Genomic DNA, 23,854 nt, shown 5'->3' on the forward strand with positions numbered 1-23,854 from the left:
TCATCATGACCAATCCGAACTACACCCACATCGCCGTGCTGCTGGACCGCTCGGGATCGATGCAGACCATCAAGGCCGACACCGAGGGTGGCTTCGACGCGTTCATCGCCGAGCAGCGCAAGAACCCTGGCCGGTGCGACGTCACGCTGGCCCAGTTCGACAACACCTACGAAGAGGTCTACGTCGCCACTCCACTGGCCGCCGTACCGCCGCTCGATCTGCAGCCGCGTGGCGGGACGGCGCTGCTGGACGGCATCGGTCGCTTGATCAACACCACCGGCTCACGACTGGCCGGGCTGCCCGAGGATGACCGCCCCGGCGCGGTGATCATGGTGATCATGACCGACGGGATGGAGAACTCCTCCCGGGAATTCGATCCTGCCACGGTCAACAGGATGATCACCGAGCAGACCGACAGCTATGACTGGACCTTCGTCTACCTGGGAGCAAACCAGGACGCGATCAGCGTCGCCGGTGGGCTCGGGGTCGCGCCGGGGATGGCGATGACCTACCAAGCGGGCAAGATCGACAGCGCCTTCGCGTCCACCTCGGCCAACCTGAACGCCTACCGCAACAAGATCGCCGCCGGTGCGGCACCGGCCGCCGCCCGTGAGACATCGCAGTACACGGTCAAGCAGCGCGCCGACGCCGCCGAGGACTGAGCGTGGACCTCGCGGCTGTGCTCGGACGACAGTAGTCCGAGCACAGCCCGGGACGCCGACGGACTCCTCCAGGTGCGGACCTGCGGACGGGCTCAGCGGGCCAACTCGGCGTCCAGAGGTCAGGCCCGCTGGTAGGCGGGAAACACCGCATCGCTGCGGACGATCTCCTTGCCCAACGGCATCAACGAGACCGGGATCAGCTTCAGGTTGGCCCAACCCAGCGGGATGCCGATGATCGAGATGAACAACGGGATCGAGGTGATGACGTGTCCGATCGCCAGCCAGATCCCGGCAACCAGCAGCCAGACCACGTTGCCCAAGGTCGCGCCGATGCCGACCCGTGGCTTGTCCACCACTGTCCGACCGAACGGCCACAACGCATAACCGGCGATCCGGAACGACGCGATCCCCCACGGAATCGTCACGATCAGCACGCAGCAGACGATTCCTGCCGCGATGTAGCCCAGTGCGAGCCAGAAGCCCGACAGCACCAGCCAGATGATGTTCAGCAAGGTCCGCATGATTTCCATGGTGCCACCGGACAGACCGCTCGCCGGGCGGGTTGTCCACAGCCGACGGGGATTCAGGGGTGATCACGGGTGATCCCCGGATCAAGATCAAAGCAGGATCGCCAACAGCGCAAGAGGCGACGCCCGGGCCGTCCTCGACCGGGCAGAATCGAGACCGGGCACCCATGGGCCGCAATCGGTGTCGCGCTGGGATCTAGCCAGGCATGCGCCGGTCCATACGACGCCTTTCACGCTCGGCTCGCTCCTCCGAGCCGGAAATGGACGCAGCAGGGTCACAGCGGTCGTCATTCTGATCGTCCGGCCGCGCGACCAGCCGTCCGGTGATCGTTCTACGACGGACCCCGCCGACAGACGTCGGGTGCGGCCCGTGGCGGGCAGACCCTCCGCGCAGCTTCACCGGTACCGGCTGAGCGCTGAATCGGTGTCCACTGGGGATCGGGCACCGGGCGATCACGCGTGGTGCTCCACAGTGGGACGTTCCGGCGGAAACTTCCCTCGCCGCGCCGGCACCCGATCGTTCATCAGCGCTGCCGGAGAATCCCTGCACATCACGATCTCATACCGCCCAGACCGACCACCTGAGCGGGAGACACTCCGCTTCGGGCCCGCTGAGATCGCGAATTGCGTGGTTCACAACCGCTAGGTGACGAGGAATCGGGCGGCACTCGCCGAGCACCGACAAAGCCGACAGCGGGTGGATTATGGACCGAGTTCACACCAAAATCCACCCAATCCCCTCGACCATGCGCTGTTCTGCTCCGACGGAGCAGGTACCGTCCCGATACCTTCCAGCACCGGGCCGGCTCCTGTCGAGGCAGCCAGCGGGGCAGCGAGGTGCCCCACACCCGCCTGCCTCCCCTACCCGCCCAATGGTCGCCATGCGAAGCAGGATCCGGATTGCCGCTGTCTCGAAGATCATGATCACGCGGGCAGCGTTTCGACCTGCTCTTCAGCACAGTCAGGAGGCTGACAAGGGTCGCGATCTGACGCGGTTGGTCATGTCACCCGAGGGGTGACCTGTCAATCCTCGGCCGATCTCGACACCTCGCCGGGTTCGGCGGGGTCAGCTCTGCACCGCTGCGGGGCCACGACGCAGCTCGGACCGCACCGGCGGATCGCCCCACGGGCAGATGGTGTTCACCACGTCCGGTGGCCGCAGCTGCGGATCGTCGGTCATGCTGGCGATCAGTTCGCGTTCGGCATCGAGGTCGCCGGCATCTGCGGCGACGATCAGCGACGCCAGCCGATCGACCGATCCGGCCTGCTCCTCGGTCGGACCGGACGGATCGGTCATCGGGTCCCAGGCGTCCCAGAGCAACAGTTCGTGGCCGGCCCGGAACGCCGCGTCCAGGATGACGGCGTCGTGGATGAACCAGACACCGCGGACCTCCGTCGCGGGGTCGACGCCGTACCGGTCCGGATCGATCTCACCGGCGCGGTACCCGCGCCACACCTCGGCGGCCGTGACGAACGGCGCTCCGCGACCGGCCGGGATGTCGCGCGGTGACGCCAGTCGCGGCAGCGGTGAGGCGACCTCCGGATCGAAGCGTCGCCAGCGTTGCAGTTGCGGTTCCCAGGTCTCGACGACGACGTGATCGACCTGGAACTCCTCGACGAAGTAGCCGGCGAACCCGTACCGGATCCTGGCTGCGATCCCGTGCTGCCGAAGGATCGCGGCGGCCAGCAACGAGTGATCCCGGCAGCAGCCCTGCACCCGGCGGGACTCAGCGCGCGGGGTCCCGAGATCAGCCGGGTGCCGTTGTTGATCAAGCTCGAGAATCTTCGCGATCCAGCGCGCGTTGACGTCGCTGCGAGTGCCTTCGGGCAGCTCGACCTCGCTGGCGCGGTAGTGCACGATCAGATTACGGGCCACCGTCGACGCCGCCCGATCCTGACCGGGCACTGCATCGAGCAGCGGGCCGAACCGTCCCGGATCGCTGTACGCCGTGTGCACCGCCCAGCGCCCCGGCTGATAGTCCGGCAGCACCGGCAGCATTCTCTCGGCCATTGCTTTCACCCCGTTCCGAAGACGATGGCGACCACTTCAGCAGCTGACGTAGCGTCAGGGTCAAGCCTGGCCCGAATGTCGTGCATCCGGGCCCACGACCGAAGAACTTCTCCCGACGTGTCGAATACGATTCGGCCCGTCCGACGCACTGGCAACATCATCCCTGCGGGCGCCCGAACGGAGTCCGCCGACGATCAGAGGAGACCACGATGCGAGTCGTAGCGTTCATGATGGGCAACGCGGACAGTGAGACCGGCCGGATCCCGTCCAGCGAGGAATTCGCCGAAATGGGCCGCTTCAACCAGACCCTGGTCGACGCCGGCGTGCTGCTGGCCGCCGACGGACTGCATCCCACTGCCGACAGCGCCAAGCTGCATTGGACCGGGGACGGTCCGACGGTGATCGACGGCCCGTTCACCGAGGCCAAGGAGGTCGTCGCCGGCTTCTGGATCGTCGACGTGACGTCGCTCGACGAAGCCAAGGAACGCTTCCAGCACTGCCCCTGCGGGGAGGGTGCAGAGATCCAGCTCCGGCCGATCTACGAGCTGGCCGAATTCGAGGACAACATGACCACCGAGGTCCGCGAGCTCAACGAGAGCATCAAGTCCGGCATCACCGACGCCGGTTGATCGCCAGCAGATCGCTGAGCCTGTCGAGGAGGCAGCCCCAATCCGCTGACCCGTCAGTTCCTCCGCAACACGCCGGGCAAGTCGGGGAGAAACTGACGGGTCAGCGGATTTTCGCGGGCTCAGGACTCCTGCTGCGGTGTTGAATGGGGCCGTGAGTCAGGCAACGGCCAGCGATGTCAATGCCCGGATCGACGCGGTCTGGCGGATCGAGGCCGCACGGGTGATCTCCGCACTGGGCCGGATCGTGGGTGACCTCGGGCTGGCCGAGGAGCTGGCACAGGATGCTCTGGTCGCCGCGTTGGAGCAGTGGCCGTCCGAAGGCATCCCGCGCAACCCGGGCGCCTGGTTGATGACCACCGGCAAGCGGCGGGCGATCGACCGGATCCGGCGCGACGTCACGCTGCGCGAGAAGATCACCATCATCGGCCGCGAGCTGAAGGACCAGGAGGATCCCTACGACGAGGTCGACGAACGGATCGACGACGCCGTCGGCGATGACCTGCTGCGGCTGATCTTCACCGCCTGCCATCCGGTGCTCGGCTCCGACGCACGCGTTGCGCTGACCCTGAAGGCGGTCGGCGGGATGAGCACGGCCGAGATCGCGCGGGCGTTCCTGAGCTCGGAAGCGACGATCGCGCAACGCATCGTCCGAGCCAAGAAGACCTTGCTGACCAAGCAGGTCGGCTTCGAAGCGCCGACACCGCAGGAGCTGCCGGAACGGCTGCCGACCGTGCTGTCGGTGATCTACCTGATCTTCAACGAAGGGTACGTGGCCAGCAGCGGCGACGACTGGCTCCGACCGCAGCTGTGCCACGACGCGCTCCGGGTCGGACGGATGCTGTGCGGGCTGCTGCCCGAGGAGTCGGAGGTGTTCGCGCTGACCGCGCTGATGGAGCTGCAGGCCTCCAGGATCGGAGCCAGGACCGACCGCAACGGCAACGCGGTGTTGCTCCTTGATCAACAGCGGTCGCGCTGGGATCGGTTGTTGATCTCCCGAGGATTGCGGGCACTGGACCGGGCGCACGCGCTGGGTGGCGCCCGCGGCAACTACGCATTGCAGGCGGCGTTGGCCGCCTGCCACGCCCGAGCGGCGCGGGCCGAGGACACCGACTGGGCAACCATCGCGGCGATCTACGCCACCCTGGCCGAGGAATCACCCTCCCCCGTCGTCGAGCTGAACAGGGCCGTCGCGGTGGGAATGGCGTACGGGCCGCAGGCCGGACTTGATCTTGTCGACCAATTGCTCGACGTGCCGGCGCTGCAGCGCTACCACCTGCTGCCGAGTGTTCGCGGTGACCTGTTGGCCAAGCTCGACCGCCCCGAGGAGGCAGCGGCAGAGTTCCGGCGGGCAGCGGACCTGGCAGGCAACGAGCAGGACCGGGCCCTGTTGATCAAGCGCGCCGAGTCCGCGGAGGCATGACCGGTTCCTTGATCAACTTCGGCGAGTACGCCACAACCAGAACAACCCGATGAACGGCAGGATCAGCGGGATGAAGCCGTACCCGATGCCGTAGGTCGACCAAACCGTCGCCCGTGGGAACGCGGCCGGATCGACAACACTCGCGGTCCCGACCGCCAGGACGCCGACCAGCTCGCTGCCGATCGCGATCCAGGCCAGTCGACGCCCGACCCGACTGCCCATCGCCAGGGCGATCGTGGCCAGCACGTAGATCACCCCGGAGAGCGCGGACAGCAGGTAGGCCAGCGGCGCTTGATCGAATTGGGTGGCCAACTGGACACCAGCGCGCGAGCACGCCGCGATCGCGAACAGCCCGTAGACGGCGATCAGCACCCGGCCCGGCCCGCGCCGGGTCGGTGGCTGCAGGCGTTCGGCGTGATCATCGTCGGTGTCGTGATCTTGGACCCGGTCAGCCACTGGCCACGCTCCACAGCTGCAGCAGCCGCAGGCTCATCACCGCGATCGCGACACCGGCAACGGTCATCACCAGCCCGGAATAGCGACTGCGGTCGACCACGGCCCACCAGATCCCCACCGGCATCAGCACCACGATGCCGATCAGGTAGCCGATCGCGGTCGCGGTCTCGGCCGGCCCGTGTCCACGGCCGATCGCAACGAACCCGATCACCGACTGCGCGATCACCGCGAGCTCGGCTAGGAACGACCAGTAGAACTGCAGGTTGCCCGGCGGTTTGCGGGTGATCGCCGATACGCCACCCCAGATCGCCGCAACGACCGCGATCCCGATCACCACGTAGCTCAGCCAGCCGATCATCCACCCATCCTTCCACTACAGAGCGTAGTGGATATACCGGTGGCCGCCGGCTTTGTCATGATGGCCGGATGCGGATCGTGGCGGAGAACGAAACCGGGCGCCGGTTGACCGAGTTCGTGCTCGGTCACGGTGACGATCCGGCCGACGAACTCCGCCGTCGCGGGCTGCGCCTGGTCCGGCCGATCGAAGCGGTCGGCACCGACGACGCCCTCACCGTCCGCCTGCTCGCCGAGTCCGGGTCACGCAGACCCCGTCGACGCCGGCGCCGCCGGTCACCCCGGCCCGCGCCGGAGGGGACGGTCGTCCGGCAACGCGTCGCGGCGTACGCCTGGGTCCGTTCCAGCCGCGGCGTGCTGGCTGCCGAATACCATCGCCACCTCCCCGACGGCCGCTGGACACTGCCCGGCGGCGGCATCGATCCGGGTGAGGAAGCCACCGCCGCCGTGCACCGGGAAGTGATGGAAGAGACCTCGCAGCGGATCGAACTCGGTGAACTGATCGCGATCAACACCAGCCGCCGGATCGGCTCCCGCAACGGCGAACGGGAAGACTTCCACGCCGTCCGGCTGATCTACCGCGCCGACTGCCCCGACCCGACCGATCCGGTGGTGATCGACGTCGGCGGCAGCACCAGCGACGCGACCTGGTTCCCGTACGAGAACTGGCTGCAGGCACCCTGGACGCCCGGCTGGCGCGCCCTCCTCACCAAGTTGTCGGAGCGTACTGCTGCTATGACGGACGCACCGTCGGGCAAGTCGGTCAGTTGATGTCGGTGAGCAGGTCCTGACGGGTGACGATGCCGGACGGCTTACCGCCTTCGAGGACAAGCAGGGCGTCGTTGTCGGTCAGCGCGGCGACGGCTGCTGCGACCGGCTCGCTGGCACCGAGCATCGGCAACGCCGGTTCCATCACGCTGCCCACCGCTTCCGACGGCCGGGTGGAGTGGTTGAACAGCGCGCCCAGCAGACCACGCTCACTGACCGAGCCGACCACCTCGGCGGCCATCACCGGCGGCTCGGCCCGGACCACCGGCATCTGCGAGACGCCGTACTCCCGAAGGATCTGGACCGCCTCGGCGACGGTCTCGTTGGGATGTGTGTGCACCAGGCTGGGCAGCGATCCCGACTTTTCCCGCAGCACGTCGCCGACGGTACGGACCGCGGCATCCGGACGCGGCGCGAAACCGTAGCGGGCCAGCCAGTCGTCGGAGAAGATCTTGGTCAGGTAGCCGCGTCCGGAGTCCGGCAGCAGGACCACGATCACTGCCTCCGGATCGTCGATCTCGGCCGCCAGCCGGACCGCCGCTGCCGCCGCCATTCCGGAGGATCCGCCGACCAGCAGGGCTTCCTCGCGTGCCAGCCGCCGGGTGAAGGCGAACGAATCGGCGTCGGAGATCTCGATCACCCGATCACAGACCTCGCGGTCGTAGTTGTCGGGCCAGAAGTCCTCGCCGACACCCTCCACCAGATACGGCCGCCCGGAACCGCCGGAGTAGACCGATCCGGCTGGGTCGGCGCCGACGATCTGGACCGCGCCGCCGGAGATCTCCTTCAGATAGCGACCGGTGCCCGAGATCGTTCCGCCGGTGCCGATACCGGCGACGAAGTGGGTGATCTTTCCCTCGGTCTGCTTCCAGATCTCCGGGCCGGTCGAGGCGTAGTGGCTGGCTGGGTTGTTCGGATTGCTGTACTGGTCCGGCTTCCAGGCGCCCGGCGTCTCCCGCATCAGCCGGTCCGAGACCGAGTAGTAGGAATCGGGATGGTCGGGGTCGACAGCGGTCGGGCAGACGACCACCTCGGCGCCGTAGGCGCGCAGTACGTTCTGTTTGTCCTCGCTGACCTTGTCGGGGCAGACGAAGATGCAGTGATAGCCCTTGGCCTGGGCGACCATCGCCAACCCGACGCCGGTGTTGCCGCTGGTCGGCTCGACGATCACGCCGCCGGGCTTGAGCTTGCCCTCCCGCTCGGCCGCCTCGATCATCTTGACCGCGATCCGGTCCTTCACCGACCCACCGGGGTTGAGGTATTCCACCTTGGCCAACACCAGCGGTTTTGCCCCGCCGGTCGTGGCGGACAGCTTGAGCAGCGGGGTGTTGCCGACCAGCTCGATCAACGAGTTCACGTACTCCACGTGGCCGAGGATATCCGGGTCGGGCGGCAGCAGGACGACAACTTCATCGGATCGGATCAGCACCCGCTGCCGGATCAATCGTTTGACAGGCCCGTGAGATCGTCACCGGGCAACCGGCCGGCGCAAGATTCCACCCCTGGCGCCCTCGGTCGTGATGCGGTTGGCTGACGCCATGACGGCTGTCACCGAAGTGATCGAGCAGCTCTCCGGCGATCGGCCCATCGAGCTGGTGCGCCGTTTCGATCATGGCGCCTGGGGTACCTCGCTGGCTCTGCTGAGCGGGGAACCGGTGGTGGTCAAGGCCTGGCCGACCTCACCGATCCGGGAACGGACCCTCGACCGGGGAATCCGCTGCGCCGCGGTGATGGCGGCTCGGCAGGTGCCGATTCCTCGACTCCTCGAGCGCGGCATCGTCGCCGACCACAGCTACCTGATCTATGAATTCGTCGAGGGCGAGTGGCCGCCGAGCATTGACCTCGGTCTCGCCCGGCAAATGCTCACCCTCATCGATCGCCAACGAGACGCCGCTCCCGGACCCGAACCTAGGAGTGCGCCGGCACTGCTCGCGACCATGCTCACCGATGGTGATGCCACGCTCGACATCGCTCCCGCGCGGCTCCGAGAGCATCCGGCCGGGCGAACGATCCTGACCACGACCCTCGCTGCCCTGGAGGCCTGCGATCCGCGGAATCTCCGTACGACCGACATCGTGCACGGCGACTTCGCACCGGAGAATCTGCTGGTCCGCGACGGCGAGATCACCGCCGTCGTCGACTGGGAGCAGGCTCGCGTCGGCGATGTCGGTTTTGATCTGGCCGGCATGATCTACGACATCGAGATCGGCGACAAGGCCGATCCGGACGTGCTCGGCGGGCTCTACCGGGCCATCCACGAGCAGCTGCCGCGCGATGCCTGGCGGCTGTATCTCGGCATCTATGCCGTCCGCTATGCCAGCTGGGCACTCGGCACCGAGATGGAAGCCGACGTATTGCGCGCCATCGACAAGATCATCCGACGGAACGACGAAGGGCCGCGACTGCAGTGAGTCGCGGCCCTTCCTGAGATCGGTGGGTGCTATCGGCGGAAGTAGGACAGGATCCGCAGGATCTCCACATACAGCCAGACCATGGTCACGGTGAGGCCGAAGGCGCCGCGCCAGGATTCCTTGGCCGGTGCACCGGCCTCAACGCCCCGCTCGATGTAGTCGAAGTCGAGCACCAGGTTGAGAACGGCCAGGGTGACGCCGATCGCGGAGAAGACGATCGCCAGGATGCTGACGCTGCCGCCGGCGTCGCGGATGCCGAGGTTCAGACCGAACAGGCTGAACACCAGGTTGATCAACATCGCGGCCGCGAAGCCGATGGTCGCCAGGATGACGATCTTGCGGAACTTCGCCGTCACCCGGATGTTGAAGATCTTGTACGCCGCGAGCGTGACTCCGGCGGCGGCGAACGTGCCGATCACCGCCTGCATCACGATGCCCGGATACAGCCGCTCGAACATCAGGCTCAGCATGCCGATGAAGACGCCCTCGACGGCCGCATAGACCAGCACCAGCGCAGGATTCACAACCCTGCGGATCGAGACCAACAGCACGGTGATGAAGCCGACGATGGCCGAAACGATCAACGCCGGCATCAACATCGATCCCGGGATCACTCCGGACGCGACGCCCCACCAGCTGGCGGTCGCAGCGGCGACCAGCACAGCCATCGTGATCACGGTCTTGGTGACCACGTCGTCGAACGTCATCCGGCCGCCGGACGGCGTCACCTGTCCGGGGTAGCCCTGCCGCTGGTCGGGCTGCGCGTAACCCTGCTGGAACGGGTCCGCCTGGCCCTGACCGTACTGAGGCTGACCGTATTGCGCCTGGCCGTACTGCCCCTGACCGTATTGGCCCTGACCGTATTGGCCACCTTGAGGAGCCGCGGGGGTGAACGCGTCCTTCCGCGACAAGATCGGATTCGAACTACGCAACATTGAATGTCCTCACGGTTCTGATTCGGGCGGACCGTCACGGCCCGTCTGTTCCAGTCTACGTGTCTGCCGAGGGCCCGGGCGGAGCAGCGGGGTCAGGGACAACCCTGAGACTGCCGACGAACGCACTTCTTCAAGCGCCCTGAGCTTGTCGAAGGGTGGTACGCCAGGGTAGTCACGGTTCTTCGACAAGCTCAGGACCCTCGAACGACAGGCTCAGGAGCCCTCGAACGGCAGGCTCAGGCGCCCTCGCCGAGTTGCGCGTCGAGTGAGGGTACAAGTCCGCCGAGTGGCTGCCAGAAGGCGTGGTCCGGGTCGGCTCGTACGGTGATGGATTCGCCGCTGGCCGGATGACTGAAGGTGAGCCGCCAGGCGTGCAGGTGGGTGCGTTCCCCCGGCGGCTTGCAGAAGAGTGGATCGCCCTCGATCGGATGGCCGATCCAGGCCAGTTGGACCCGTAACTGGTGCCGTCGGCCGGTGTGCGGCCGCAGCAGCAGGGCCGCGTGATCATTCTGCTCACCGACGGTGCGGAAGTCGGTGCTGGCCGGGTAGTGCCGGCCGGACAGGACAGCGTCCTCGGGAACAGTCCAGTGCCCGGATGCGGATTCGATGATCGCGTCCCGGGCGGCCGCGATCCGCACCCGGTTCTTGCGCCCGACACTCAGCGGCAGGTCGATCCGTCCGGTGTCGGCCAGCCCGGTGCCGCGGACCACGGCCAGGTATTCCTTGATCACCGTGCGATCGGCGAACTGCCGGGTGAGCACACCATGGGTCTGTTGATCACGGGCCAGCAGCACCAACCCGCTGGTCACCTTGTCGATCCGGTGCGCCGGCATCACGAAGTCCCCGACCTCCCGGGCCTGCTGCATCAGGTCGGTGTCGTTGCGTTCACCGATCAACGCGATCCCGGCGGGTTTGTCGATCACCAGAAGATGATCATCGCCGTAGACCACCCGGTGATCACGGACCGTTGTCCAATCGACCATCTGCCCTCGATCCACCGACTTTCCTAGGGTGTGTCTCCTTATTCGGGTGGGAGCGAGCAGGTGCGCGGTCGAGTGCCTCGGCGTGGCCGGTGAGGGAGGCATATCGGGATATGTCGACCGAGTCCGGCCGCGGCGAGGTGCCGACCGCGTGCCACGCAGCCCCGGACGAATAAGGAGACACACCCTAACTCACAACGCATCCACGCTGGGATCGGATCCGATCACCCGGAGCACCGAGCCCTCGAGCCGACCGCCTCGGAGTCCGAACGAAACCATCCCCCTCGCGACCCGCCGAACGCAACCACCTCGGGGTCCAAGGGGGTCGTCCCCCTTGCAAGGGTCAGTGGTGGAAGTAGCGGCGCGGGGTGCGGACGAAGCTGATGTCGAGCTCCTGGCAGCGGTCGAAGACGACGTCGTCGCGGACCGAGCCGGTCGGTGCGGCGATCGTCGAGACGCCGTACTTGTGGGCTTCCTCGACGTTGTCGGAGAACGGCAGGAACCCGTCGGAGGTGAAGCTGATGCCGGTCGCCTCGGCCAGGATGGCGGCTCGTTCGTCGTCGGTCAGCGCGTCCTTGATCAACTCGCCGGCCCCGGCGGCGTCGCCGAGGGCCAGGGCGTAGAGCAGGTTGAGCCGGTCCTGGCCCTTCTTTGCGCCGGCGACCTCGCGGATCCGCTCGTGCTGGATCCACAGCCAGGTGGCCAGCTTCTCCCCTGCCAGCTGCGTACACGCGATCCGGGACTGCTGACCGGCGCCGATCGCGATCACCTGACCGTTGCGGGAGTAGGCGACGGAGTTGGATTGGGTGTATTTCAGGGCGATCAGGCCGAGGATCAGATCCTCCTTGGCCGCCGCGTCGACGCTACCGGTGACCACGTCGGAGAGCTCGGAGTCGATCGTCAGCGGCGTGCTGTCGGCGTCCTGCACCAGGCGGACCCCGAAGATCTCGCGGGTTTCGGTGGCCGGTGACCGGTAGTCCGGATCAGCCTGCAGGACGAGATAGGACCCCTTCCGCTTGGCCTTCAGGATCTCCAGCGCCTGCGGTGTGTAGCTCGGGGCGATGATGCCGTCGGAGACGACCTTCTTGATCAGCTGCGCGCAGGACTCGTCGACCTGCCCGCTGATCGCGATGAAATCCCCGTACGACGCCCGCGGGTCCGAGCTGCGGGACCGCAGATAGGCGGCTGCGGCCGGCGACAGGTCGGCGTGCTGCACCCGCAGCACGTCGAGCAGGAACGGCGGCACCTCGCCTTCGACGGCCACCCCGGCCGGCGAGACGTGCTTGAACGAGGTCGCCGCGATCTTCTGCGTCGCGGCCGCGGCCTCGGCCACCAGCTGCCACGCGTTCAGCGCATCCAGCACGTTGATGAACCCGGGCGATCCGGACAGCACCTCGAAGGGGAGCTTGTCGCCGACGGGCTCGATCCGGGCGTGCGGCTGGTTGGGGTTCATGCCATAGCGGAGGTCCACGGCGACAGTCTTTCACCGATCACCGGCCCGGCCGCCAACAGGCCGCCCGGTGACGACGCGATGAACGTCACGTTGAATCTGCCTCCGAACGACTTTCGATCCCCGCCGGCAAGCCCCTAGACTCGGGAGTCATCAGAGATAGTTCGGTTTCAGAAGAAAGTCCATGTTCGAGCCATTCCAAGCGATCCGCGTCGAGCGGCCCCGTCCCGACGTCATCCGCGAGCATCGGCACGCCGGCTGGTTCGCCGTTGCGACGGTCTGCTTCGGGGCGTTCATGGGCCAACTCGACGCCAGCATCGTCACGCTGGCGTTCCCGGCGATGCAGCAGGATTTCGGCAGCCCGCTGGCCGCGGTGCAGTGGGTGTCGCTGGCCTACCTACTGACCCTGGTCGGGTTGTTGCCGGCCGCCGGTCGGATCGCCGACTCGACCGGTCGCAAGCAGATGTATCTGTACGGGTTCGCCCTCTTCAGCGCCGCCTCCGTGGCGTGCGGCTTCGCCCCCAATCTGGGCGTTCTGGTCGGCCTGCGGGTGCTGCAGGCGGTCGGTGCGGCGATGTTGCAGGCCAACAGCGTCGCCCTGGTGGTGACCAGCGTGCCGCGGGAGCAGATGCGGTCCGCCTTGGGGATCCAGTCCGCCGCTCAGGCGATCGGGTTGGCCGCCGGCCCCGTCGTCGGCGGGCTGTTGGTCTCGGCCCTGGACTGGCGCTGGGTGTTCTGGATCAAGTTGCCGATCGGCTTGATCGGACTGGTCGCCGGATGGTTCCTGCTGCCGCGGACCAGGGAACGCACGCCGATGCAGCGTTTCGACATCCTCGGCCTGCTGCTGTTGCTGCTCGCGTCCGGCGGCGTCCTACTCGGACTGTCCGGACTGGGCGGGCTCGGGCTGTCGCCGTTGGCCAGCGTCGTGTTGATCATCGGTGGACTCGGATTGGCTGTCGGCTGGCTGCGCTGGGAGGGTGCGTCGGTCGACCCGTTGGTACGGCCGGAGATCCTTCGGGCGCGAGCGGTCTCGGTCGGTCTGATCGGTGCGCTGTGCGGCTATTTGGTGCTGTTCGGGCCGCTGACCCTGATTCCCCAGACCGAGGGTTCGCACGGGCGGGTCGGCCTCGCGTTGACCTGCCTGCCGCTCGGCTTCGGCGTCGCCGCGGTGCTCGCCCAACGTCTGCTGCCTCGCCGGCTGGGGCCGCGTGGCCGGGCGGCATTGGGCGCCGGACTCGCCGCTGTCGCCCTGGCCCTGCTGGCCTGGGCCCTGCCGCAGCCCGGCTGGCTCGCCGCCCTGCTGTTCGTCACCGGCCTGGGCCTCGGCGTCTTCATCCCGGCGAACAACACCACCATCATGGCCGCGATCCCCTCCCGCCTCTCGGCGACCGGGGGCGGTCTGGTGAACATGGCCCGCAGCCTGGGCACCGCGCTCGGAGTCGCGGTGGTCACCGTCTGCCTGCACGCCGGTGCCGCGAGCGGTGCGGTCACGGCGCTGATCTGTTTGGCGATCTTCGGGGCGATCGGTGCAGTAAGTGGGACACTGACCGGGAATCGTCCGACCATCTGATTCACTAGTGCTCCAGTAGGAATTGGAGGCATGGTGCAGAACGACGACACCGAACGCGAACTGGCCGACGCCGTCGCCCGACTGCGGCGCGCGATGCGCCGGGCGGCACGGTCGACCGATCCGCAGAACAAACTGTCGGTCGCCCAATTGGAGTTGCTGTCGGCGGTCTCGGAGAATCCGGGCACCAGACCCGGCCAACTCGCCCGCTTCCTGCATCTGGCGCCGAATTCGGTCACCACACTGGTCAACGGACTGCACACGATGGGGCTGATCACCCGGGCCAGCAATCCCGATGACCGCCGGACCGTCGAACTCACCCTGACCGCTGCCGGCGAGGAGGCCGTACGCCGCTGGCAGATCACCAATGCCCAGATCCTGCGGACCGCGTTCGACACCCTGCACCCCGGCTGGCAGAGCCTGATCTCGTCCTCGCTGCCGGCGCTGCGCGAGCTGATCGGCAGTATCGACAGCCTGGTCGATCGCAGCACCCACAAGACCCAGGTGCCAACTCATCCGAAGACACCGGCCCCGACCGAACCGCCCGCCGCGACCAACGGCGTACGACCCTGATCCGCTCCGATCCCAAGGATCGGCACCGTGCCCCCGATGGGATTCGAACCCATACTTCGGCGGGTTTAAGCCGCCTGCCTCTGCCAGTTGGGCTACGGGAGCGCCCGCCCGATCCTACGACCTGCCCCGTGCACAACCTCGATAGATCAAGGTTGCGCACGTTCCCGCGGCTCTGGGAGGTGCCTAACCTCGACGTGTGTGTACGGATGCTGGCCCAGAGAGGCTTCGCGGTGCAGGGCTCCTAACGGGCCGGCGATTCCGAGGCCGTCGGCTCGGCGGTGCCGGTCGCGGTCGGCGTCGGCGTAGGCGTAGGCGTCGGTGCCTCCTCGTCGCCGCCCAGTCGACTGCGGGTCTCCGGCGGCAGGCTGGCCAGATCGCCGGTCGGGATCGGGTCGTCGATGATCACCGACGCATCCGGCAGACAGTGCACCGGCTGCACCGCGGTGATCAGCCCGGTCGCCCGGTCGCGGTAGAAGAAGTAGCCGTCGGCGGACTTGCGCGGAACGCTGAACGGCGTACTGAACGAGGTGATCGTCGGTGCTGCGACCCCGCCGGCGGTGCCGAGTTGCAGGGTCACGGTCCAGGACCCGTCGTCATGCAGGATCACCTGTGGCCCTTCCTGGCTGTGGATATGGCCCCAGGCGATCAACTTCGCCGGCGGGTTGGGCTGCTCGGCGACGACCCGGGCGGCCCGCGGCTGATGCAACATGATCACGTCGACGTTGCGACCGATCGCGGTCTTGATCATCCGTTGGCCCATTTGCTCCTCGGTCTCGGATCGCTCGGCGATCCGGTCGATGCTGAACGGCGGGTTGTACTCGGGATCGTCGTCTCCGAGGAAGGAGATGTCGTCCACGTCGGTGACCTTGCCGTCCAACACCGTCGCGCCGGCCGCCTTCATCTGCTTCTCGGTTGTGGCGGAGTCGTGATTGCCGCCGATGTCGATGAACGGCCGGTCGCCGGAGATCGCCCGTTCACCGGTGACGCAGGTCTTTTCGGTGGCGGTCCCGTTGAGGGTGTCGTCGCCGGAGCTGAACACGGCGACCGGGTGGGTCACCTCGACGATCTCCTTCCAGAACTGGGTCATCGCCAGATTGCAGTGCAGATCACTGATCCCGAAGATCAGGTCCTGATCGGCGCCCGGCGACGGCCAGCGATCGACCTGGGTCAGCAGGTTCTCCCGGGTCTGTTGGACGTAGTCGTCCACGGCGGCGTTCTGCCGTGCGGCCATCGTTCGCAGCCCCTTGACACCCCGGTCCAGCAGGTCGGCGAGCAACTGGGAGTCGACGGTCATGCCCTCGAACCGGGTGCCGTCGGCGATGGTCACCGGGTAGCGGGAGGTCGGTTCGGCTGCCGGCGGTGCGATCGCCACGGTACCGAAGATGATCACCACCACCAGATAGGCCAACACCCCGTGCCGGGCCGCGCTCAACCGCACCAGCCGCGCCGACAGGAACAGTCGACGCTGGGTCCAGCCGGCCATGATCAACACCAGCACCAGCTCGGCGGCGACGGCATTGCCGACCGCATCGGCAACCAACTGGTCGCCGATGCCGGTGATCGCCTGTCCCGGATCGTTGTACAGGTTGAGGTAGGACTGCAGGGTGTCCTCGGACAGCAACTGCCGGCCGGCGGTCGGCGAGACCAGACCGCCGACCGTGATCGTCAGCCCGATCGGCCCGTAGGAGAAGGGCAGGTACGCGTTGCCGAGCGGGCCGAGGTCGATCCGGGTTTCGCCGGTGTAGTCGACGGCAATCGTTGCCCGGTTCGCACCGAGGTAGTCGGTGATCTCGGCATGCCCGATCCCCCAGCCGATCGCCAGCGGAGCAGCCAGCACGGCGCTGATCAGCAGGATCAACGCCCCTCGCACCAGGAGGCGGATCAGTCGTGCTCGGTCCATCACCATCGCGGCCAGCGTACGGCGTCGCAGCCGATTTCCCAGGAGTCAGCGCGAATCGCCCGGATGCCGCGAATCACCCGGATGCCGCGAATCACTCGGGATGCCGCGACGCACCCGCACCCGGCGAATCCGGATCCGGTGCATCCAGGTAGACCTTGCGATGATGCAGCCCGTGGGCTCCGATGACGCGATCCAGGAACAGGTAGCCCGCGCAATGGTCGATCTCGTGCTGCAACGCCCGTGCCTCGTACGCGTCGGTGCTCAGCTCGACCGGGTCGCCGCTGACCGGGAGCCGACCGGCCACCGTGATCCGGTCGGCCCGCTTCACGTCACCGGTCAGGTCGGGAACCGACATGCATCCCTCCCGGCCCTTGCTGTTGCGACTGGACGCGGTGACCTCGGCGTTGACCAGGACGATCAGCCCATGATCGGTCCGGGTCTTCGGGTGACCGGACACGTCGACGCAGAACGCCTGCCCGGCGACGCCGATCTGCGGTGCGGCGAGACCGACGCATCCCGGCGAGACCCGCATCGTGGCGACCAGATCGGCACAGAGCTGGACGGTCCGGGGATCGGTCGGATCGAGCTGTGGCCCGGACTCCGACAGTACGCCGGCAGGAGCCCTGACCACGTCACGGATCCGGCCGGCCGGCAGCAGCGTCGACCAGTCGGGGAAGGCGTCGGTCACAACTCGTCCTGGTCCACCGGCTGCAGCTGGGCTTCGACGCCGAGCTCGCCGGCTGCGATGTTGATCTTGGTCCGGAGCGCTTCGAGGTCGGTGCCGACAGCCAGGTCGACCTCCGCGGTGAGCACGTAGAGCTCGCCGGCCAGCTGGGTCGTCAGATCGCTGATGTTGCCCCCTGCCTCGGCCAGCACGCCGGTCAGCGTCGCGACGATCCCCAACCGATCCGCACCGTGCACGGTCAGCAGGTAGCTCGGCCCCGTGCCGGTCACCGATGCCGCACCGTCGATCAGATGGACATGGATGATCAGATCGTCGGCGGCCGCATCGGTCATCGCCGCGCGGACGCGTTCGAGCTCGGCCTGGCCGGTGCAGATCAGGGTCATCGCCAGCTGGCCACGGAGCACAGTCATCGACGAGTCGGCGAGATTGAGCTGCTCGGCGGCCAAGGCGGCGGCGACCCGCGCGATGATGCCCGGCCGGTCCTGGGCGATGACGGTGATCGCGTACGTGGTCACCGGGCGATTGTTTCATGCGCCGTTGCCGAGCATCCAAGATCCCTGAGCCTGTCGAAGGGTGCGACCGCTCGGACGGTCTTCGGCCCTTCGACAAGCTCAGGGCCCTTGGGTTGCGGATCGGTCCCTCGACAGGCTCAGGCCCCTTGGCCGGCGCCGGCTGCTCGGAGCAGATCGAGAGCGGCGCCGTCCAGGATGTCGGACTCGCTGACGATCAGGGCGTCGACCATCAGTCGGGAGCCGATCCGGCCGGCGATCAGGGCGCCGGCGGTGATCACATCGGCGCGTTGCGGATGGACGCCGTTGCGGCCGCGGATCTGTTCGCTGCTGGAGGCCGCGAGTGCGGCGGCGATCGCCGTCACCCGGTCGCGGCCGACGCGGTGGCCGTGGACCAGCGTCCGGTCGTAGTCGGCCAGGTCGAGATCGATCGCGGCAAGCGTGGTCAGCGTGCCGGCGACACCGATCCAGGTCCGGACCTCGGAGAAGGCGATACCGCTGTCGTCCAACAGCTCGTCGATCAGCCGGGTTGCCCGGGCACGATCGTCGACTGTCGGCGGGTCGGCGGACCAGAAGCGTTCGGTGATGCGGACCGAGCCGATGTCCAGTGAAATCCCCCGGCTCGGCTCACCGGCGGCGTTCCCGATGATCAACTCCGTGGAGCCACCGCCGATGTCGGTGACCAGCACCGGCCCGGCGGGTTCGTTCGCCCCCGACAACGCACCGGCGAAGGACAGCCGCGCTTCCTCGTCGCCGGTGATCACCTGCGGAATCACGCCGAGACGGGTGCTGATGCCCGCGAAGAATTCCTCGCGGTTGCTGACGTCCCGGCTTGCCGAGGTGGCGACGAACCGGATCCGTTCAAGATCAACACCGTGTTCGGTGATCACGCCTGCGTAGCGTTCGGTCGCGGCGAACGTCCGCTGCAACGCCTCCGGCAGGAAGCTGCCGGTCGCGTCGACCCCTTGGCCCAGCCGGACGATCTCCATCCGACGGTCCAGCTCCCGCAGGCCGCCGCGACCGTCGGACTCGGCGATCAGCAGCCGGATGGTGTTGGTGCCGCAGTCGACGATCGCCACCGGACCGCCGGTCATCGGCCGCTGCCCGGCGCCGAGGTTTCCTGCTGATCATCGTCCGGATCGGTCAGGCACGGCCGCTGCCAGAAGTTGCCGATCTCGGCGACCGCCTCGTCGCCCACCGGATTGACACCCGGTCCGGCGGCCAACGAGTGCGCCGCCAGCGCGTGCAGACACTTGACCCGGTCCGGCATTCCACCGGCACTGATCCCGTCGATCTCGGGGACCTCGGCGCTCGGTCCTCGACCCAGGGCTTGCCGATCCGCGAGATAGGCCTGGTGTGCCGCACGGTAGCCGGCCGCCAGCTCGGCGTCGGTGCTGAGCCGCTCGGTCATCTCCGCCATCCGACCGTCGGATTCCAGGGTCGAGATGGCCGCGGTCGCCCGCGGACAGGTCAGGTAATAGGTGGTCGGGAACGGCGTCCCGTCCGGCAGCCGCGGCTCGGTCGCCAGCACGGCTGGTTTCCCGCAGGGGCAGCGATGAGCGACACCGGCAACACCGCGCGGCACCCGGCCCAGTTGGGCGTGGACGGCGGCCTCGTCGGCTTCGGTGAATGGTTCCAGCACCGGTCCAGTCTCTCAGTCGGAGCGCCGTTCGGAGTAACTGCGGTTGCCGATCGCATCGGGATCGGACGGCGCGGACCGGCTCGAGCGTGTGGCCGCAGCTGCGATCCTTCGAACGCTCGTGGACGCAGCCGGCGATATGGACTGATCGGGTAGCCATCAGGTCAAGCATGATCAACCGTGCAGCACCGGCCCGCCAGGCCTGCTTCACCTGCCCGAACGCCGTACGCTTTCCCTTGCCAGGAAGGGATTTCCTGAGAACGGTACCTCGAACCGTGGTCGACGGCTGGGCCAGCGGCCACCCATTCCGCTGACCCGTCAGTTTGTCCCCGACATGCCGGGCATGTCGGGGACAAACTGACGGGTCAGCGGCGTTTGGTCTTCTCGGTGATCGGCGGCTTGTCGGCCGGGTCGTCCTTCTTGGCCGGCCGCGGGTCGTCGGCGGTCTCCACCGAGCCCCACATCTTGGTGTACCAGGCCTTCTTCGGAGCGTTGCTGGTCTTCTCGGCGGCGATCTCCGTGTCGCCGGTGACAGGCTGGCCGTCGGCCCCGATGACGCGGTATCCGCGTTCACCGGGGACCACCCAGCCGAGCCGGTCACGAGCCTGGGTGCGGACGTAGTTGGGATCGTTCCAGCGAGAGATCTCATTGCTGAGTTCGCTGATGTTGCGTTGGGCGTTGATGATCTGCTGTTTGGTGTCGGCGATGTCCTGGCGTTGCTTGAAGTAGACCCGCAGGCTGGACGCGTACGAGATGGTCAAGATCAACACCACGACCGCGAGCGCGATCGCCCGGGTGGTCAGACTGGCGCGTCGACGGGCGACAGCGCCGGTCGGCGACTCCTCCCGGGTGACCGTCGGCTCCGAAACCGTCTGGGACTGTGCCGGCGTGGTGGGCTTGTGCGAGGCCCCGGACCGGCGGTTGCTGCCGGTCCGTTTGGTCCCGGCCTTGCCGGCCGAGCTCTTGGCCGCGGATCCGCGCGCGCCCGACCGGCCCGTCCCAGCGCTGCGGCTGGTCCCGGGGTTACGTCCGGTTCCGGTGCTGCGTCCGGGGCCGGGTCGATTCGGGCGGCGCGAATTCGGCATCTGCTACCTCAGTTCGCAGCCTGGTAGCGCGGGAACGCTGCAGCTCCGGCGTAGCGGGCCGCGTCGTCGAGGTCCTCCTCGATCCGCAACAGTTGGTTGTACTTGGCCACCCGGTCGGTACGGGCCGGGGCGCCGGACTTGATCTGGCCGACGTTGGTGGCGACGGCGAGGTCGGCGATCGTGGTGTCCTCGGTCTCCCCCGACCGGTGGCTCATCATGCAATGGAACTGCGAACGGTGAGCAAGATCAACAGCGTCGAAGGTCTCGGTCAGAGTGCCGATCTGGTTGACCTTGACCAGCAACGCGTTGGCAGCGGCCTCGTCGATGCCGCGCTGCAGCCGCTCGACGTTGGTGACGAACAGGTCGTCGCCGACGATCTGCACCTTGTCCCCGATCCTGCTGACCAGATTGCTCCAGCCCGCCCAGTCGTCCTCGGCCAGCGGATCCTCGATCGAGACGATCGGGAAATCCTTCATCCACTGCTCGTAGATCGCGGTCATCTCGTCGGCGGACAACTTCTTGCCTTCGAAGGTGTAGGCGCCGTCGGCGAAGAACTCGGTGCTGGCGACGTCGAGCGCGAGCGCGATGTCGGTGCCGATCTTGAGGCCGGCCTTGTCGATCGCCTCGGCGATGAGCTCCAGGGCTGCGACGTTCTTCGGCAGGTTCGGCGCGAAGCCGCCCTCGTCACCGAGTCCGGTCGACAGGCCCTGCTTCTTCAGCACCGACTTGAGGCTGTGGTAGACCGAGACGCCGCTCTCCAACGCCTCGGCGTAGGTCGCCGCGCCGATCGGAGCGATCATGAACTCCTGGACGTCGACGTCGGAGTCGGCGTGCGCCCCACCGTTCATGATGTTCATCATCGGCACCGGCAGGGTGTGCGCGTTCGGTCCGCCGAGGTAACGGTAGAGCGGCAACTCCGCCGACTGGGCGGCGGCATGAGCAACGGCGAGCGAGACGCCGAGGATGGCGTTGGCACCGAGCTTGGCCTTGTTGGGGGTGCCGTCCAGGTCGAGCATGGTCTGGTCGATCAGTCGCTGCTCGGAGGCGTCGAAGCCGACCACCTCGGGACCGATCTGGTCGATCACACCGGCAACGGCCTTGGTGACGCCCTTGCCGCCGTAGCGCTGCTCGCCGTCCCGCAACTCGACGGCCTCGAAGGCACCGGTCGAGGCGCCGGACGGAACCGCTGCGCGACCCTCGGCGCCGTCGTCGAGCAGGACCTCGACCTCGACGGTCGGGTTACCGCGCGAATCGAGGATCTCGCGTGCGTCGACGAACTCAATACTGGCCACAGATCTTGCCTTCCTAGAAAATCGCATAAGTCAGACCGGGCGACCGTGTCCCAGCCGTGTCATGCACGGACAGCTCGGACGCACCCTGCCCGGACCCCCAGCCTAACGGCGCGACCGCTGGACGAACCGGTACGCCACGGTCCGTCCCGGCTTTTGCAGACCACAGCCCCGCTGGTCCATCGGCATCGGCACGGCTTCCTCTCCGACTTCCCGCCAAGGTGTGCTATCCGGGTAGGTCAGAGCGTCCGCGGGACCAAAAGGGCTCCCCGGGATTCGGTCGGTGATGTGCTCAGCGGTGCGGTGACTGCCGGCGGTTGCGATCGCGGAGGGCGAAGACGGCGTTCACGCCGACGATGCCGGCCCAGGTCACGCCGATGCCCAGCAGTCCGGGTTGGACCAGCTCCGCACCGATCGCGGTGAGCGGGATGCCCGTGCCGAGCGAGATGATCGCCAGCGCGAAGCGTTGAGCGCGGCTCGCTCGCTCGTCGTGGATCTTGGCGAGCTCGATCTGGGCGTACTGACTGCCGTGCTGGTGCTGTTGCCAGACGGCGTGCTCGACCCGCTCGGCGAGGCCGGCGGCGATCTGTGCTTCGTATTCGGGCCCCAGTTCCTGGCGTGCCCCCATCGCCGCGGCGGCATCGCGCCGGGCCTCGTACGACGGAACTGACATACCAGCAATGTAGCTCTCAGGAGAGTCGTGCACAGTCGGGATAACCCGAGGATCAGGGGCCGATCGGGGAGATACCGAGGTCCGCCGCTGCTGTCGTCGATCGGGTGCCGGAATCGATCGTTATCGAGTGCCCGGTGACGATCGGTTGAAACCGCCATCCGTCATCCAGCGGTTCGTCCGGCGGGGCTGCCGTTTGTCGTGCAGATCATCGTGGAATCGACGCCTCAGTAGGGATCCCTCAGCGGACCGGTGCTCACTGGTCGCGATGTCGCAGGTGATGGCAGTGTGACGAACTCCTCGTTCGTGTCATCCCGGCCGCGCCACGACGCAGCTCGGGTCCCTACGCGCCGCGGACCGAACCCACCACTGACGAACCGACCCCCTTCTGCCGCCCGCTCACCCTCCAGGCGTCGCTGGTACTCCGCCCAGTCCTGCAGGTACTGCTCGCCGTCAGAACTGGGATAGGCACTCGTGGACGCCAGGATCAACCGCCGGACATCCTCAGGATGGCGCTCCACGAACGCGGTTGCAGCCCGTCCCCCGGTCGAGAATCCGAGCAGGTCGACCGGTCCAAGGGAAAGGGCTGCGATGAGCCGATGCGTGTCTGAACCACCAACTCGGGCTGAAGTTCCTCCACTGCCAGACCGCAGCTGCTTCGACCACAGCCGCGGAAGTCGAACAAGACCACATGATGATCGGCTGCAAGTCGTTCCACCCCGGGCAGCCGATAGCTATGCCCGACATCCGGGCCGCCGTGCAGCACAAGCAGAGACGGCCGGTCACGGCCGCGGTCACCCAGCTCGCGAACGAACAGCCTGACCTCGCCACCGACCGAGACGTAATGCTCACCAGACATGCACTGAATCCTCCGCGACAAGGCTCACTTGACGTCGAAGCCGCGCCCGTAGAGCGCTCCTCGGTCGACGCTGGCCGACACCGCCCGCAAGCAGACCCTGGCGGACAGACCCTCCGGACAACCCAATCGGGCATCCGACCGCGACTGGGATCGCTGTGTCATTGGAGATCGATGACCGCGCGATCAGGTGTGGTGCTCCACAGTGGGAGGTTCCGGCGGAAACTTCCCTCGCTGCGCCGGCACCGATCGGTCATCAGTGCTGCCGGAGAATCCCTGCACATCACGATCTCATTCCGCCCAGACCGACCACCTGAGCGGGAGGCACTCCGCTTCGGGCCCGCTGAGATCGCAAATTGCGTGGTTCACAACCGCTAGGTGACGAGGAATCGGGCGGCACTCGCCGAGCACCGACAAAGCCGACAGCGGGTGGATTATGGACCGAGTTCACACCACAAATCCACCCAATCCCCGCGGA

At 67.4% G+C, this 23,854-nt stretch carries 25 protein-coding genes and 1 tRNA gene; 7 read left to right on the forward strand and 19 right to left on the reverse strand.

Annotated features, from left to right (window positions below; genetic code table 11):
- The first annotated feature begins 5 nt into the window (after window positions 1-5).
- A complete protein-coding gene (locus BLU38_RS06925) occupies window positions 6-662 on the forward strand; it encodes a vWA domain-containing protein (RefSeq protein ID WP_091521930.1) in 657 nt (218 codons plus the stop codon).
- Window positions 663-781: 119 nt separating this feature from the next.
- Here the strand turns inward: BLU38_RS06925 and BLU38_RS06930 are convergent, their stop codons facing one another.
- A complete protein-coding gene (locus BLU38_RS06930) occupies window positions 782-1,183 on the reverse strand; it encodes a YccF domain-containing protein (protein ID WP_091521933.1) in 402 nt (133 codons plus the stop codon).
- A 1,072-nt stretch (window positions 1,184-2,255) separates the two neighbouring features.
- Window positions 2,256-3,200 (reverse strand): transglutaminase-like domain-containing protein, encoded by a 945-nt coding sequence (locus tag BLU38_RS06935; RefSeq protein ID WP_091521936.1) that lies wholly within the window; start codon window positions 3,198-3,200, stop codon window positions 2,256-2,258.
- A gap of 209 nt (window positions 3,201-3,409) precedes the next feature.
- Here BLU38_RS06935 and BLU38_RS06940 point away from each other — a divergent pair, with 209 nt between their 5' ends.
- Window positions 3,410-3,829, forward strand: coding sequence for a YciI family protein (locus BLU38_RS06940; RefSeq protein WP_091521939.1), 420 nt, complete (start codon window positions 3,410-3,412; stop codon window positions 3,827-3,829).
- A gap of 151 nt (window positions 3,830-3,980) precedes the next feature.
- Window positions 3,981-5,249 carry an RNA polymerase sigma factor gene (locus tag BLU38_RS06945; protein ID WP_172836087.1) on the forward strand — a complete coding sequence of 423 codons (1,269 nt, stop codon included), beginning with the start codon at window positions 3,981-3,983 and terminating at the stop codon, window positions 5,247-5,249.
- 12 nt (window positions 5,250-5,261) lie between these two features.
- On the opposite strand, the gene BLU38_RS06950 is transcribed toward BLU38_RS06945, so the two are convergent.
- Both BLU38_RS06950 and BLU38_RS06955 read right to left on the reverse strand, forming a co-directional pair.
- Window positions 5,262-5,705 (reverse strand): hypothetical protein, encoded by a 444-nt coding sequence (locus tag BLU38_RS06950; protein ID WP_231920218.1) that lies wholly within the window; start codon window positions 5,703-5,705, stop codon window positions 5,262-5,264.
- Window positions 5,698-6,063 carry a hypothetical protein gene (locus tag BLU38_RS06955; RefSeq protein WP_091522007.1) on the reverse strand — a complete coding sequence of 122 codons (366 nt, stop codon included), beginning with the start codon at window positions 6,061-6,063 and terminating at the stop codon, window positions 5,698-5,700. The genes BLU38_RS06950 and BLU38_RS06955 overlap by 8 nt, the downstream gene beginning before the upstream one ends.
- 68 nt (window positions 6,064-6,131) lie before the next feature.
- On the opposite strand from BLU38_RS06955, the gene BLU38_RS06960 reads away from it, so the two are divergent.
- Window positions 6,132-6,830 (forward strand): NUDIX hydrolase, encoded by a 699-nt coding sequence (locus BLU38_RS06960; RefSeq protein ID WP_091522011.1) that lies wholly within the window; start codon window positions 6,132-6,134, stop codon window positions 6,828-6,830.
- On the opposite strand, the gene BLU38_RS06965 is transcribed toward BLU38_RS06960, so the two are convergent.
- Entirely contained in the window at window positions 6,823-8,193 is a 1,371-nt protein-coding gene (locus BLU38_RS06965) for a cystathionine beta-synthase (protein WP_091532072.1), read from the reverse strand. The two genes, BLU38_RS06960 and BLU38_RS06965, sit on opposite strands and share 8 nt — an antisense overlap.
- 172 nt (window positions 8,194-8,365) lie before the next feature.
- Here BLU38_RS06965 and BLU38_RS06970 point away from each other — a divergent pair, with 172 nt between their 5' ends.
- Entirely contained in the window at window positions 8,366-9,238 is an 873-nt protein-coding gene (locus BLU38_RS06970; RefSeq protein WP_091532074.1) for a phosphotransferase, read from the forward strand.
- Window positions 9,239-9,267: 29 nt separating this feature from the next.
- On the opposite strand, the gene BLU38_RS06975 is transcribed toward BLU38_RS06970, so the two are convergent.
- From BLU38_RS06975 to BLU38_RS06985, 3 genes are all read right to left on the reverse strand, one after another.
- A complete protein-coding gene (locus BLU38_RS06975) occupies window positions 9,268-10,173 on the reverse strand; it encodes a Bax inhibitor-1/YccA family protein (protein ID WP_091522014.1) in 906 nt (301 codons plus the stop codon).
- Between the two features lie 236 nt (window positions 10,174-10,409).
- Window positions 10,410-11,156, reverse strand: a complete 747-nt coding sequence (locus BLU38_RS06980; RefSeq protein ID WP_091522017.1) for an RluA family pseudouridine synthase — start codon at window positions 11,154-11,156, stop codon at window positions 10,410-10,412.
- 340 nt (window positions 11,157-11,496) lie between these two features.
- Window positions 11,497-12,624, reverse strand: coding sequence for a phosphoribosylaminoimidazolecarboxamide formyltransferase (locus tag BLU38_RS06985; protein ID WP_157683262.1), 1,128 nt, complete (start codon window positions 12,622-12,624; stop codon window positions 11,497-11,499).
- Window positions 12,625-12,787: 163 nt separating this feature from the next.
- Here BLU38_RS06985 and BLU38_RS06990 point away from each other — a divergent pair, with 163 nt between their 5' ends.
- Complete coding sequence (locus BLU38_RS06990) at window positions 12,788-14,173, forward strand: MFS transporter (protein ID WP_091522024.1); 1,386 nt, start codon at window positions 12,788-12,790, stop codon at window positions 14,171-14,173.
- A 30-nt stretch (window positions 14,174-14,203) separates the two neighbouring features.
- Window positions 14,204-14,743, forward strand: a complete 540-nt coding sequence (locus BLU38_RS06995) for a MarR family winged helix-turn-helix transcriptional regulator (protein ID WP_091522028.1) — start codon at window positions 14,204-14,206, stop codon at window positions 14,741-14,743.
- A gap of 28 nt (window positions 14,744-14,771) precedes the next feature.
- Here BLU38_RS06995 and BLU38_RS07000 read toward each other — a convergent pair.
- The 11 genes from BLU38_RS07000 to BLU38_RS32295 form a co-directional block, all read right to left on the reverse strand.
- Window positions 14,772-14,845 (reverse strand) — tRNA-Leu (locus tag BLU38_RS07000).
- Window positions 14,846-14,984: 139 nt separating this feature from the next.
- Window positions 14,985-16,649 carry a metallophosphoesterase family protein gene (locus tag BLU38_RS07005; RefSeq protein ID WP_091522032.1) on the reverse strand — a complete coding sequence of 555 codons (1,665 nt, stop codon included), beginning with the start codon at window positions 16,647-16,649 and terminating at the stop codon, window positions 14,985-14,987.
- Between the two features lie 85 nt (window positions 16,650-16,734).
- The gene (locus tag BLU38_RS07010; protein WP_091522035.1) at window positions 16,735-17,331 is read right to left on the reverse strand and encodes a peptide deformylase; all 597 of its coding nucleotides are present in this window, start codon (window positions 17,329-17,331) and stop codon (window positions 16,735-16,737) included.
- A complete protein-coding gene (locus BLU38_RS07015; RefSeq protein ID WP_091522039.1) occupies window positions 17,328-17,843 on the reverse strand; it encodes a glycine cleavage system protein R in 516 nt (171 codons plus the stop codon). Before BLU38_RS07015 ends, BLU38_RS07010 begins: the two co-directional genes overlap by 4 nt.
- A gap of 134 nt (window positions 17,844-17,977) precedes the next feature.
- A complete protein-coding gene (locus BLU38_RS07020; RefSeq protein WP_091522043.1) occupies window positions 17,978-18,931 on the reverse strand; it encodes a Ppx/GppA phosphatase family protein in 954 nt (317 codons plus the stop codon).
- Window positions 18,928-19,479: a DUF501 domain-containing protein gene (locus BLU38_RS07025; RefSeq protein WP_091522047.1), complete on the reverse strand. Its 552-nt coding sequence runs from the start codon at window positions 19,477-19,479 to the stop codon at window positions 18,928-18,930. Before BLU38_RS07025 ends, BLU38_RS07020 begins: the two co-directional genes overlap by 4 nt.
- A gap of 362 nt (window positions 19,480-19,841) precedes the next feature.
- Window positions 19,842-20,561, reverse strand: a complete 720-nt coding sequence (locus BLU38_RS07030; protein WP_091522050.1) for an FtsB family cell division protein — start codon at window positions 20,559-20,561, stop codon at window positions 19,842-19,844.
- A gap of 8 nt (window positions 20,562-20,569) precedes the next feature.
- On the reverse strand, window positions 20,570-21,853 hold the full coding sequence (eno, locus tag BLU38_RS07035) for a phosphopyruvate hydratase (RefSeq protein WP_091522052.1): 1,284 nt from the start codon (window positions 21,851-21,853) through the stop codon (window positions 20,570-20,572).
- 289 nt (window positions 21,854-22,142) lie between these two features.
- The gene (locus BLU38_RS07040) at window positions 22,143-22,523 is read right to left on the reverse strand and encodes a hypothetical protein (RefSeq protein WP_091522055.1); all 381 of its coding nucleotides are present in this window, start codon (window positions 22,521-22,523) and stop codon (window positions 22,143-22,145) included.
- A gap of 224 nt (window positions 22,524-22,747) precedes the next feature.
- A complete protein-coding gene (locus BLU38_RS32290; protein WP_407939699.1) occupies window positions 22,748-23,113 on the reverse strand; it encodes an alpha/beta fold hydrolase in 366 nt (121 codons plus the stop codon).
- Entirely contained in the window at window positions 23,008-23,379 is a 372-nt protein-coding gene (locus BLU38_RS32295; RefSeq protein WP_407939656.1) for an alpha/beta fold hydrolase, read from the reverse strand. Before BLU38_RS32295 ends, BLU38_RS32290 begins: the two co-directional genes overlap by 106 nt.
- Window positions 23,380-23,854 lie beyond the last annotated feature (475 nt).

This window comes from Microlunatus soli, assembly GCF_900105385.1.
In the GTDB taxonomy this organism is placed as follows: Bacteria; Actinomycetota; Actinomycetes; order Propionibacteriales; family Propionibacteriaceae; genus Microlunatus; species Microlunatus soli.